This window comes from Microcoleus sp. AS-A8 (genome assembly GCA_039962225.1).
Lineage (GTDB): Bacteria > Cyanobacteriota > Cyanobacteriia > Cyanobacteriales > Coleofasciculaceae > Allocoleopsis.
This window is the reverse complement of sequence record JAMPKV010000036.1, coordinates 41,163-53,099: the sequence shown is the minus strand read 5'-3', so window position 1 is coordinate 53,099 and position 11,937 is coordinate 41,163. Positions and strand designations below refer to the sequence as shown.

At 47.7% G+C, this 11,937-nt stretch carries 12 protein-coding genes; 6 read left to right on the top strand and 6 right to left on the bottom strand.

The features are described 5' to 3' along the window. Positions 1-134: 134 nt before the first annotated feature. Positions 135-275: a hypothetical protein gene (locus NDI48_29905; protein MEP0835381.1), complete on the top strand. Its 141-nt coding sequence runs from the start codon at positions 135-137 to the stop codon at positions 273-275. A gap of 10 nt (positions 276-285) precedes the next feature. Here the strand turns inward: NDI48_29905 and NDI48_29900 are convergent, their stop codons facing one another. Beyond that, a complete protein-coding gene (locus NDI48_29900) occupies positions 286-1,368 on the bottom strand; it encodes a Fe(3+) ABC transporter substrate-binding protein (GenBank protein MEP0835380.1) in 1,083 nt (360 codons plus the stop codon). 292 nt (positions 1,369-1,660) lie between these two features. Then, positions 1,661-2,095, bottom strand: coding sequence for an NUDIX hydrolase (locus NDI48_29895; protein MEP0835379.1), 435 nt, complete (start codon positions 2,093-2,095; stop codon positions 1,661-1,663). Between the two features lie 172 nt (positions 2,096-2,267). Here NDI48_29895 and malQ point away from each other — a divergent pair, with 172 nt between their 5' ends. Then, the gene (gene malQ / locus NDI48_29890; protein ID MEP0835378.1) at positions 2,268-3,776 is read left to right on the top strand and encodes a 4-alpha-glucanotransferase; all 1,509 of its coding nucleotides are present in this window, start codon (positions 2,268-2,270) and stop codon (positions 3,774-3,776) included. 63 nt (positions 3,777-3,839) lie between these two features. On the opposite strand, the gene NDI48_29885 is transcribed toward malQ, so the two are convergent. Together NDI48_29885 and NDI48_29880 are read right to left on the bottom strand one after the other, a co-directional pair. After that, a complete protein-coding gene (locus NDI48_29885) occupies positions 3,840-4,640 on the bottom strand; it encodes a DUF4115 domain-containing protein (GenBank protein ID MEP0835377.1) in 801 nt (266 codons plus the stop codon). Beyond that, a complete protein-coding gene (locus tag NDI48_29880; protein ID MEP0835376.1) occupies positions 4,637-5,428 on the bottom strand; it encodes an rRNA pseudouridine synthase in 792 nt (263 codons plus the stop codon). The genes NDI48_29885 and NDI48_29880 overlap by 4 nt, the downstream gene beginning before the upstream one ends. A gap of 530 nt (positions 5,429-5,958) precedes the next feature. Between NDI48_29880 and NDI48_29875 the strand changes: the two genes are divergently transcribed. Then, positions 5,959-6,696: a DUF2993 domain-containing protein gene (locus NDI48_29875; GenBank protein ID MEP0835375.1), complete on the top strand. Its 738-nt coding sequence runs from the start codon at positions 5,959-5,961 to the stop codon at positions 6,694-6,696. A gap of 184 nt (positions 6,697-6,880) precedes the next feature. On the opposite strand, the gene NDI48_29870 is transcribed toward NDI48_29875, so the two are convergent. Next, the gene (locus NDI48_29870; GenBank protein MEP0835374.1) at positions 6,881-7,507 is read right to left on the bottom strand and encodes a response regulator transcription factor; all 627 of its coding nucleotides are present in this window, start codon (positions 7,505-7,507) and stop codon (positions 6,881-6,883) included. Positions 7,508-7,810: 303 nt separating this feature from the next. Between NDI48_29870 and NDI48_29865 the strand changes: the two genes are divergently transcribed. The 3 genes from NDI48_29865 to NDI48_29855 all read left to right on the top strand — a co-directional run bounded on the left by NDI48_29865 (position 7,811) and on the right by NDI48_29855 (position 10,263). Beyond that, positions 7,811-8,161 (top strand): hypothetical protein, encoded by a 351-nt coding sequence (locus tag NDI48_29865; protein ID MEP0835373.1) that lies wholly within the window; start codon positions 7,811-7,813, stop codon positions 8,159-8,161. A gap of 85 nt (positions 8,162-8,246) precedes the next feature. Then, complete coding sequence (locus NDI48_29860; protein ID MEP0835372.1) at positions 8,247-9,761, top strand: AAA family ATPase; 1,515 nt, start codon at positions 8,247-8,249, stop codon at positions 9,759-9,761. Between the two features lie 148 nt (positions 9,762-9,909). Continuing rightward, complete coding sequence (locus tag NDI48_29855) at positions 9,910-10,263, top strand: DUF1257 domain-containing protein (GenBank protein ID MEP0835371.1); 354 nt, start codon at positions 9,910-9,912, stop codon at positions 10,261-10,263. Positions 10,264-10,418: 155 nt separating this feature from the next. Here the strand turns inward: NDI48_29855 and NDI48_29850 are convergent, their stop codons facing one another. Further along, entirely contained in the window at positions 10,419-11,861 is a 1,443-nt protein-coding gene (locus NDI48_29850) for an N-acetylmuramoyl-L-alanine amidase (GenBank protein ID MEP0835370.1), read from the bottom strand. Positions 11,862-11,937: the final 76 nt, after the last annotated feature.

The following is an 11,937-nucleotide window of genomic DNA, read 5'->3' as shown; positions in this document are numbered from 1 at the left end:
CTTTTAAAGTTTCTTCCGGTTCTATTATGTCAATTTTGACGACCCCTGACATGGAAAACTTATTCTCCTTAATTCTCATAACTAAGTGTAGCAATGTTTAATGAAGTTGGTATAAGTCCAATGAACTGATTGGAGTGCAATCTGTACAACCGTTGCAACTTTGGGGATACACGAATCGAGCGATCGCATCTATATCTATAAATGAAGTGGCGCACCCGCCGTTGGGTACGCCTGATTTCCATACAAAGCAAACACAAAAAGTAGAGACGTTTTGACCGAACGTCTTTACTTCCATCCAGCGCGATCCATCACCTTAACCGCTTCTGGATTCTTTTCACCGTAAGCAACAACTTTGAGATTCGACTCTTTAAAATTCCCAAAGCTAGCAACCGTAGGATTCGGCTTTAAGCCTGAAACCACGGGATATTCGTAACTACCATTAGCAAAGATTTCCTGTGCCTCTGGAGTCGCTAAGTACTCAACAAATTTGATGGCATTTTCCTTATGGGGAGCTTTAGCAGCAACACCAGCCCCACTAATATTAATATGAGTGCCGCCCTCGTTTTGATTCGGGAAGAAAACCGCAACTTGGGAAGCCGTTTTTTGCTCTTGGGCGTCTTTTGAATCCTTTAGTCGCCCGACATAGTAATGATTCACGATCGCAACATCACATTGACCAGCTGCCACCGCTTTGATTTGTGCTGTATCATTGCCTTCCGGTGGACGGGCAAAATTACGCACTAAGCTTTTTGCCCATTCCTCAGTCTTTTCAACACCCTTGCTTTCAATTTTGGAGGCGACGAGAGACTGATTATAAATATTCTCGGAACTGCGGACACAAACCCGCCCTTTCCATTCGGGCTGGGCTAAGGCATCATAGGTCGATAGTTGGTCGGGTTTTACTTTATCTTTGTTATAAACAATTACACGCGCCCGCTTTGCCAAGCCAAACCAGTATCCTTCGGGACTACGCAGATTTTCGGGAACCGCCGACTCTAGTTTGGTGGAGGAAATCGGTTGTAAAGCCCCTTCCTTTTGTGCTCGCCAGAACCCACCTGCATCAACAGTAATCAATACATCCGCTGGGCTATTTGCCCCTTCACTCTTGATTCGTTCAATCAGTTCGTCGGCTTTGCCTTCAATCAGATTTACCTTGATACCCGTCTGTTTGGTGAAGTTTTGGTACAGCGCATTATCGGTATCGTAGTGACGGGATGAGTACAGGTTAATTTCGCCTGCATTGGCGTTATTCCCCGTTGCTTTCTTTGCCTCCCCGTCTGCTTTGGGTGCCTCAGAGGAACATCCAACCGCACTCAAGAGTGCCAAGCCAGAGAAGAGGGCAACTACACTGCGTCTAGTAACGTTCATTCGCGATCGCTTTCTCCTCGTAACGTTCTCGATGAATGAATGGACTCAAGTCAACGACTTGACTTGAGTATTGTACCGTTAATGCAATAAATTCTTAATAGATTGATGCTAAATTTTCCTGGGAAAAGCGCGACATTCCGTGGAGGTAAGGTGTGAGCTTGCTCCTAAAGCTCATGGCTTGAACCTGAGTTCGATAGATGGGGTTTTTAGGTAGGAGGTAGTTGATAAAAATAACTTTCTTCTAACACCTGTAGGGCTTGCCGGCTCCAAAGCCCCTATTCTGGACTCTTATCTAGATGGACAATCGGGGACGTACCCCATAATGCCGATAATGCCAGTAATCCCGAAGAATTTTGTTATGGTCAAAACACAGATTACTAGGAGTATCCCAAGCGTGAAAAATCCCTAAATTTTTAGCATCATCAGCCGCTAGAGGCTCCCCTTTTCCAGTTGCAATAAACACAACACTTAAAGTATGTTGCCGGGGGTCGCGGTTGGGGTCTGAATACACATGAAACTGCTCAATCAGCTCAACTGCCAAACCAATTTCTTCCTGAGCTTCTCGCACCGCCGCCGTTTCCACCAACTCCCCATAATCCACAAATCCACCCGGAATCGCCCAACCTAAGGGAGGGTTTTTGCGTTCGATCAAAATAATCGGTCGATGGGGTCGGTCTACTAACTCAATAATGATATCAACGGTGGGAACAGGATTTCGGTAGGTCACGAGCTGAGCCAATAAATCTATCGCATGTCGCACTCAGCATAACTGGAGTGGTGAAGACAAATCTAGTCCCAAGTGTTAATTGAGGTTATCACAATCACATGACTTGGGAATGATCCTTAATCCGTCTCTACCGTGATAGTGTCTTAAAAATTGCTTCCTCTGATATTTGCTTATGCCGTTTCCCAGATCCAGTGGTATTCTACTTCATCCGACTTCCTTACCCAGTCGCTTTGGTATTGGTGACTTAGGCTTAGAAGCTTATAAATTTATTGATTTTTTAGCACAGAGTGACCAGCAACTGTGGCAAATCTTGCCTTTAGGACCCACGGGATATGGTAACTCTCCTTATATGTGTTATTCCTCAATGGCGGGAAATCCGCTGTTGATTAGTCCAGAAAAACTGCAAGCTCAGGGGCTACTAACGGATGAAGATTTTGCCAATCTGCCGGAGTTTCCCCTTGACCGTGTAGATTATGAGCGGGTGAAGCAAACGAAGATGCCGATGCTTCGTAAAGCCTGCGATCGCTTCCAAGCGAATGCCTCAGAAGTGGAAAGAAAGCAATTTTCAGGGTTTTGTGACGCGACAGCGAGCTGGCTGGAAGATTATGCTTTGTTCATGGCGCTGCATGACACCTTTGAGGGCACAAGCTGGCATACTTGGGAACCAGAAATTGCCAAGGCTCAGCCAGAGGCGATCGAGAAGTGGCGGCAAAAGTTAAGTGCCCAAATCTATTTCCACCAATACTTGCAGTTTGAATTCTTCCGCCAGTGGTCGGAGTTAAAGCAATACGCCAACTTGCATCATATCCAGATTATCGGTGATATCCCGATTTATGTCGCGCACAATAGTGTGGATGTCTGGGCGCATCGGGACATTTTTGCGATTGATGAACAGACCGGTGAACCCGCTTTGATGGCAGGGGTTCCCCCCGATTATTTCAGTGCAGATGGTCAGTTATGGGGCAATCCGGTTTACAAGTGGGAAGCTTTACAGCAAGATAACTTCCGATGGTGGGTGCAACGCTTTCAGGCCACACTGGATTACGTAGACATTGTCCGGATTGACCATTTCCGAGCGTTTGAGTCTTACTGGGTGGTTGAACAAGGCGCAACGACAGCCAAGAATGGCAAGTGGGTTGAGGCACCGGGAGATGCATTTTTTCAGGTACTTCAAGACAAAGTGGGCAATTTGCCAATTATTGCTGAGGATTTAGGCATTATCACGCCCGAAGTGGAAGCATTGCGCGATCGCTTTGAGTTTCCCGGTATGAAGATTTTACAGTTTGCTTTTGGTGGAGGCCCTGGTAATCCTTATTTGCCTTTTAACTATGGGCGTAATTATGTCGCTTATACGGGTACTCACGATAATGACACAACAGTAGGCTGGTTTAATCAGCTTTCACAACAGGAAAAAGATAGTTTATTACTTTACTTAGGGAGTATTAGCGCTGATGGCATCCAGTGGGATTTAATTCGCGTTGCTCTCAGTAGTGTAGCCAATCAAGCAATTATTCCAGTGCAAGATCTTTTAGGTCTGGGTACAGAAGCTCGGATGAACTTTCCGAGTAAAGGGGAGGGTAATTGGGAATGGCGCTATCGACCCGATGTGTTGACCGGGGAATTACGCGATCGCCTCAAAACCCTAACTTACAGTTACGGTCGTGCCCCCATCCGTTCTTAAATATTAGTTGTTAGTTTCTAGCTGTTAAATGAATAACCTAACAACTAAAATCTAACAACGTTTTTAAGAATTAGGATTCGCAGCAAACGTAACTTCCTGAACCTCATAGGGGGCACCCATCTGCTTGGCGGATTCATTATTAAACTCCACCAAGACGCCCCCAGCATTGCCCGCTCGTACAATTAGTGTTTTATCTGCCACCCAAGTGCGATTGCTTCCTTCGGGTAAGGTGCCCTCAAACTCTGTTTTCCCGTCTGCAACGATTCGCAACCAGGACTGAGCTTTGAGGGTAACGCGCACTTGGACAGGCTTTCCATCTTGGCTGCGCTGCGTGACTTCAGCCGCTTTGGTGGGTTGTAATTTTTGTGGCGGCTTCCGCTGAGCAGATGGGCTGGGTGTTGGGTATTGTGGTGCTTGCTGCGTTTCGGCGTCATATCGACTCAATCCACCTTCCAGAGCCGAACGCCGAACCACCAACGATAAGCCACTGACCGCGCCAACGACCAGGAACACATAAACTAAGTAAAGATGAATGGGTCGCAGTTGAGACGCTGGTAAGTGCCGCCAAACGGGCTTGACAATCTGTAGAGCTGAGCCTGTCGGAAAAGCACTCGCAAACTCTGCCCCATTTAGACCCAGAGCCTCTGCAAAGCGCTTAATAAACCCTTTAATATAAACTGGCTCTGGCAATTCTTCGAGCCTACCTTCTTCAATCGCATTCAATAAGCGTGCTTGAATTCGAGTTTGAGCCGCCACTTCTTCTAGGGGGATAGACTGTTCTGTGCGGAACTGGCGGAGGCGAGATCCCAGTTCTTCTAGTTTCTCGACTTGTTCTTGTGGGAAATAGCGTTTGTTCTCCTTCATATCCTGTACTCCTTCATATCTGCTGGCACTTTTACTGATGGTAGGTGGACTCGGCTTTTGAGAAAACGTATTTCAAAATCATTCAGGTAACGGTAGTGACCGCTAGGGAGTACCGGCCCACCTTGGGGTTCTAGTTGAATCGGCCCAATTGCAGTGCGGTGCAGATGAATCACTGGATAGCTTAGCAGTTCGGCGACACGACGAATCTGCCGATTTCTCCCCTCTGTTAACACAATTTCCAAGAGTGTATCCTCGACCCCATGCTGAAGTACCCGCACTTGAGCAGGTAAGGTTTTTTTTCCTAACAGGTCAACACCCTGACGCCAAACTTGTAAAACGGATTCAGGTGGATGACCCTGCACCCAAACATAATAAGTCTTTGGAACGTGATGACGAGGATGAGTGAGGAGAAATGTCAGCGTCCCATCATTGGTCAGGAGGAGTGCACCCGTTGATTGGGCGTCCAATCGTCCAACTGGATGGATACCCTGATCTTGAGAGAGAGCTTTCGGCAAGAGGTCAAGAATTGTAGGACGATTGTGAGCATCTCGGCAAGTGGAAACAACACCAAGGGGTTTATTGAGCAATAGGTAAATCGATTGAGGGCGGTTATTCGGTTTGACCCGTTTGCCATTCACTTCAAGTACATCTGTTTCAGGATTGGCTTTTTGTCCCAGATGCACCACGGTGCCATTGAGTCGAACCTGTCCGGCTTCGATCATTTTCTCAGCTTGACGCCGTGAGGCTATCCCCCACTGGGAAAGAATTTTTTGTACTCTTTCTTCCATAATGATCCGACGACGGTATGAGCATTTACCTCTAGAGAAGGGCGATGCACCGGGCGAGCTACTAAGCGAGCAAGGGAGAACCTGCTAGAGGAACACCGATGACGTGCATAGCGTCGCCTATGCCTGGATCGACCTGACTCGACTATGTACAAATATTACAAGAATGGGGTTAACTGCAAGTACTCCATTTTTTTTGTACAAACAGCTCATGTCGGTGGCATAATTACTTACTCTCTCACCATCATAGAACTTACACCGTGCGGCAATGACTCGATGTGTCTGGGAAGGGGACTTGTGACGCTGGACAAGCCAAATCAGCAGGATGAGGCAACGAGCCGACTTCTCCCTTGTCTTTCGGGTTAGCTCACTCTTTCATCCTTAAATCCCCTTCTCGTTGAAACATTTGAGGCAATAACTAAGTATGTCAGTTGCACAAGTATCACAAAAGCTTCTGACATACTAGGCAAAATCGGTGAAAAAGTTGTCAAGAAAACTTCTGTTCTATAAGTCCTATTCGTTTTGAGGTGCTAATGGACGTTGAAACACCAACAACGTTGAAGTCCAAAAAAAGTCGGATTATCAGTAAAGTGTTATCACCAGCCGTTCAGCTATGGCTGCGATCGCAAGTCGAACAAGTTGAAACCTTAGAGTTTAAGATTAGTGGGGGCGATCGCCAAATCCTCTCCGGTCACATCCCCACGGTTTCCATCACAGCCAATCGTGCGGTGTATAAAGGGCTACATCTGAGTCAACTTGAGCTAGAAGGGACAGGCATTCGAGTCAACCTGAGTCAGGTGATTAAAGGCAAACCCCTGCGCCTCTTAGAACCAGTACCCGTGGGGGGTCAGATGCTGATTTTAGCAACTGACCTTGCAGCCTCCCTTCAGGCACCAATGCTCTCCAACGCTGTAGCTGAGTTCCTCAGTACATTGCTCAAATCGGATGGAATTCCTAATTCAGTTGATGATTTAAAAGATCGACAAATTAGCTGGCAACAGGTTGATATTAATGAGGGTCAGTTAACCGTCTTTGGCACCTTAACAGATGCGTTACTTCAGGCAACGCCAGTCGTCATTCGCGCCGGTCTGCAACTGGCAAGCCCTCAAGTTCTGATGCTCAACCCCCTACAGATTCAGCTATCACCAACCTCTGTGCCCTTAATCTTAGATGGCTTCCAGGTTGATTTAGGTTCACAAGTCGTTCTTCAGGAACTTGCTCTAACATCTGGACAGCTAGTGTGTCGCGGACGCCTGATGGTGCTTCCCTAAAAGGCTTTCTCAAATACGATCGCACATCTCCTGTTCGGTCTTTTGGCAGGGGATGTAGATTGATAGCTTGTCAATTTTAGAGAGATGTAACTGACTCAGAGCATAGGGTATTGGCTACAACATTCTCATGCAAAAACCCCCATCTAAAATTTTGAGTGAAGTCTAAGTAATCATTAAACCGACTTTAAACCAAGCCCGATCGCAGAGCCACAACCGCTGCCTGAACTCGGTCATCAACCGATAGTTTATTCATAATTCCTCGGACATGAGTCTTAACTGTATTGGCGCTGAGGTAAAGCTTTGTGGCAATTTCTGGATTACTGTAGCCCTCAACAATGAGTTTTAAGACTTCCAATTCTCGCTGGGACAAATTGGCAATATTCCCACTGGGAGAAGGTGGGGTAAGATGCTGGAGTACTTGACGACCAATCTGGGGGTCTAGGTAAGTAGCTCCTTCTGCGGCCGCGGCAATCGCCTTTAGCAAGCGATCTACACTAGCTCCCTTAATGCAATAGGCATCTGCACCACTAGAAAGCGACGCAATAATTTCCTGATCCGTGGTGTGAGAGGTTAGCATTACCACTCTAACGTTCGGCAGTGCCGCTTTAATTTGTTGAGTGGCGGCAATGCCATCTAAACGCGGCAAACCAATATCCATGACAATCAGATCGGGATTCAATCTTTTTGCCGCTTCTACGCCCATGTAGCCGTCTTCAGCTTGCCCCACAATCGTAATTTGGGGATGAGCTGTTAATGACTGCTCTAAACCCAGTTGCATCATGGGGTCATCTTCGACAATCAAAACTCGCAGGGGTGTGAATTCAGTCGGCAAATCTAGAGATGGCGGAGTTTCAGATGGCATAGTTGGTGGAAAGCGGCAATCCAGTCGAATCCTTATTTTACAAACATCACAGGGCTATAGCCTTAAGAAACATTGAAGCTTATGGGCTTCCACCCCTGTTAAATACCTTTAGTCATCCGCCCGAATAGCTGCCATACCTAACTATGTAAAGAAATGTAACAGTTATGCCGTCATAGTGGTTTAATGTCTTGACAGCGTCTGAATAACCCGATAAGCTTGCATAGCATACCCGGGTAAAACGATTGAAATTATATGCAAGACAAGCAAAAGGTTACATTGTATCTCCCTCCAGGACTCCACCGCCAGCTCAAAATTCGAGCAGCTGTTGACTCCGAATCCATGTCGGGCATGGTAGAACGAGCAATTGTTTTCTATCTACGTCACCCGGAAGTGGTCGAGGAGGTAGAAGCATCCTACGGGAACTCCCACCGGGTATATGCCTGTCCAGAATGCTCTAGCTCTGTAGTCCTCCAAGATGGAGAAATGGTTTCCCTGAAAAATCAGCCCAGTATTCTGGCCGAAGATATTTCAGTGGAAAAGGTGCGCGAGGAAGTAGGTTCTCCTACAGGCGCGCAGGGAGAAGAGGAATTAGTTCCTTGTTAATCTTGCCAGCCAAAGAGCTGACTGTGTTGCTCTTTTGATGATGCTTGAGCAGTAGTTGCGCCGTCTCTAAACTAGGTCGATAGTCATGCAAGAAGAGATCAGTATTCTCATTCAAGCTCAATACCCTCTAATCTATCTCGTGACTTCTGAGGAAGAGCGGACAGAGCGAGTAATAGCCAAGATTGCTCAAGAAGCAAAATCACCCCAACGGCGTGTTTTCATCTGGACTGTTACTCACGGAATAGTTGAGTATGGTCAAGCACGACACATCACCCAGCACAACACTGTCTCTCCGGAAGCAGCAATCCAATGGGCTATTCAGCAGAAAGAAGCCGGTATATATATCTTTAAAGATTTACATCCCTTTATTGATTCACCAGCGACAACTCGGTGGTTGCGGGATGCGATCGCTAGCTTCAAGGGTACACAGAAAGCCATTATTCTGATGTCCCCCATGCAGCAGGTTCCCATTGAGTTGGAGAAAGAAGTCGTTGTGATCGACTACCCTTTGCCAGACCTCTCTGAGTTGAACCAAGTGCTGTCTCATCAGCTAGAACAGAGCCGAACCCGTCGTCCTACAACCGAAACACGGGAGAAGCTTCTGAGAGCTGCATTAGGCTTAACGCACGATGAAGCGGAAAAGGTTTATCGCAAAGCCTATGTAAAATCTGGGCGTCTCACAGAAGGCGAAGTGGATATCGTCCTTTCTGAGAAAAAACAGCTTATTCGCCGCAACGGAATTCTAGAGTATATTGAAGAAGATGAGACCCTTGATGCGATTGGAGGCTTAGAAGAGCTGAAGCGGTGGCTGCAACAGCGCTCCAATGCCTTCACTGAGCGGGCAAGAGAATATGGCTTGCCCCAACCGAAAGGGATGTTAATTTTAGGGGTGCCGGGATGTGGCAAGTCTCTGATTGCCAAAACTACGTCTCGTCTCTGGGGTCTACCACTGCTACGTCTAGATATGGGTCGGGTTTATGATGGCTCAATGGTGGGTCGGTCAGAGGCCAACCTCCGCAATGCCCTCAAGACAGCAGAATCGATTTCACCCGCGATCTTGTTCATCGATGAGTTAGATAAGTCCTTTGCTGGCAGCAGTGGTTCTTCTGACTCGGATGGAGGTACCTCAAGCCGCATCTTCGGTTCCTTCCTAACCTGGATGCAAGAGAAGACTTCACCTGTGTTCGTCATGGCAACAGCGAACCGAGTGGAGCGTCTACCGGGGGAATTCCTTCGTAAAGGTCGTTTTGATGAAATCTTCTTCGTCGATTTACCGACAGCGGAAGAGCGGCAGCAAATCTTTAGTATTCACCTAAGTAAGCGGCGTCGAGAAATTGCTCGCTTTGATCTGGATCAGTTGGCTAAGGTTTCCGAGGGATTCTCTGGAGCAGAAATTGAGCAAGCTATAATCGCTGCAATGTATGAGGCATTTGCTCAAGACAGAGAATTTACCCAACTGGATATCATAGCCGCCATCAAAGCAACTCTACCGCTTTCTAAGACAATGACCGAGCAGGTAACAGCCCTGAGGGACTGGGCTAGGCAGCGCGCGCGACCTGCGGCGTCCTCCGTTGCTGAATATCAGCGAATGGAGTTTTAAAAGGCTTTCTCCTGCTCCCAACAGGAGGAAAGGCTAGCAGATGTTGCTAGCAGTTTGACAAAAGAGCCGCGCTTGTTAAGCGGCTTCAAAGGCAAAAGTAAAACGCTACGTTGTTGTTTCTCTACTATCTCTACTGGAGGAAATCCAAATGTCTCACTTTAGCACTCTGCGTACCAAGATCACCGACGCTGAAATCCTGAAGGCTTCTCTCCGTGACCTGGGTATTTCTGTGAAGACGGAAGCTGATGTTCGTGGCTACAACGGTCAGCGCGTTCGATCTGACATCGTTGCTGTTCTGGAAGGTGAGTATGATCTCGGCTGGTCTCGCAACAGCGATGGCTCCTTTGATCTGATTGCTGACCTCTGGGGTGTTGCTAAGAAGCACAACCAAACCGAGCTGATCAACTCGATTAACCAGAAGTACGCCGTCAACAAAACTTTGGCAGAAGTCAAGCAGCGCGGCTTGCAGAATGCCAACGTTAAACTGGTTCTGCAAAAGTAGTCAATCCATCTAGGCGTTCCCAAGCTCACGGGTTGACCAATGGCAGGTTGGCCCGTTTTCTGTGCCTACTAGGCCAGTAGGCGCAGAAAACTTGAAGGGCTAATTACACCCAAAAGCAGACTCACTGTTCCCTAAAGTGTAATATAACCTGGGTTCTAAAAATTTTGGCGAATGTACAGGAGAATTCCCCGTGCGATCGCTTCCGCCATTTGGCGTTGAAAAGCCGGGGATGCCAATTTAGGGGCATCCCCGGCTCCTGTTACGTAACCGACTTCGACTAAAACAGCCGGTATAGAATTATTTCTTAAGACATAAAATCTAGCTCGCCGTACTCCCCGGTCTCGGACGTTTAGGCTCTGCAACATGCTAGAGTGAATCGCTTCAGCTAAACGCTGACTGGAAAAATAATAGGTCTCGACTCCATTAACATCAGGGCGGCGTAGACTAATAGAATTAGCGTGGATGCTGACAAAAACATTGGCACGCGCTTGCCGCGCCATTTGAACTCGTCCTTCAAGACTAATAAAGCGATCGTCTGAGCGGGTCATGACGGCCTGAATACCCTGTTGCTGCAACAGTGCTGCGACCTGTTGAGAAATGGGCAAAATCACATCTTTCTCCCGCAATCCACCGATCCCAATTGCTCCGGGGTCTTTGCCGCCGTGACCGGGATCGATCATCACAACAATACGACTGTTTGGCACACGAGCAAAGGAGTCAGGCGGCAACGTCCGAACAGGCGGTGGTACAGGAATTGAGGTCGTGGGAGGGAATACGGGTCTAGAGGGTCGCAGTTGCAGCGATAAAAGTTGGTCAGTGAGTTGATTGAGTTCTCCAATCTGGCCACCATTACTAGGTTTGACGAGAATAACTACCGTGCGTCGATCTTGCTGTCGGACTAGTACCTGTGATAAAAGACTTCTTGCGTCTAATTGAGGCCCCCTGACTGGGTCAGCCAGTTGGGCATTAGGGATAATAATCTGATAAGTATTGGCTCTGGCATCCCAACGGCTGGTTGCCCTCACCCTCTGGTCAGCCCGAATCACCAATTGGGTACCCTCATTAACCAATTCAACCGCTTGAATGCTTGCGAGGCCACGGGTAGGTGTCGTAGTTTCAGTTTGATTGTTAGAAGGATTAGAAGTACGGGGTGGAGGGATGACGACGACCGATTGAGAGCTTGTTCTCGGTGTTGTCGTTATTCGCTCAGGCGTCGGGATTTGTACCGACCATTGAGTAGGGGAAATGCCTTGAAACAGAACTTGTTGCGGATCGATGGTATAGCCTGGTGCTAACTCCACGACAATCCGAGTCATCTGGGAATTATATTGTCCGACTCGAACTTCCCGAATCCCTCCGCCGACAGGCTGGTTCATCGTTGGACGCCCCAAAGTTGTACCCGGTAAATCGATAATCAAACGATTGGGGTTGGCATAAAGTTGGGCTTTGGGTTGAACACTGCCGTCTGTTGTAAAGAGCAGTTGGTTCTGTTTAGCATCAAAACGCCAGAGCAGAAGCCTTGCCGCTTCAGCAGGAGATGACCAGAGAAAAATGCTCGACAAACACGGAAGTAGCAGTAGCCACTGAAATTTCATCATGATTGCTCCGATTGCCAACGTTTGCTTCACCCGGATGGACTAAGAAGCGGGGAAAGGTAGACGCCCTCCGTTAGTC

Coding starts and splice junctions, on each gene's coding strand:
- NDI48_29900 (MEP0835380.1), bottom strand. CDS start 1,368: ATGAACGTTACTAGACGCAGTGTAGTTGCCCTCTTCTCTGGCTTGGCA.
- malQ (MEP0835378.1), top strand. CDS start 2,268: ATGCCGTTTCCCAGATCCAGTGGTATTCTACTTCATCCGACTTCCTTA.
- NDI48_29885 (MEP0835377.1), bottom strand. CDS start 4,640: ATGAAGGAGAACAAACGCTATTTCCCACAAGAACAAGTCGAGAAACTA.
- NDI48_29880 (MEP0835376.1), bottom strand. CDS start 5,428: ATGGAAGAAAGAGTACAAAAAATTCTTTCCCAGTGGGGGATAGCCTCA.
- NDI48_29875 (MEP0835375.1), top strand. CDS start 5,959: ATGGACGTTGAAACACCAACAACGTTGAAGTCCAAAAAAAGTCGGATT.
- NDI48_29865 (MEP0835373.1), top strand. CDS start 7,811: ATGCAAGACAAGCAAAAGGTTACATTGTATCTCCCTCCAGGACTCCAC.
- NDI48_29860 (MEP0835372.1), top strand. CDS start 8,247: ATGCAAGAAGAGATCAGTATTCTCATTCAAGCTCAATACCCTCTAATC.
- NDI48_29855 (MEP0835371.1), top strand. CDS start 9,910: ATGTCTCACTTTAGCACTCTGCGTACCAAGATCACCGACGCTGAAATC.
- NDI48_29850 (MEP0835370.1), bottom strand. CDS start 11,861: ATGATGAAATTTCAGTGGCTACTGCTACTTCCGTGTTTGTCGAGCATT.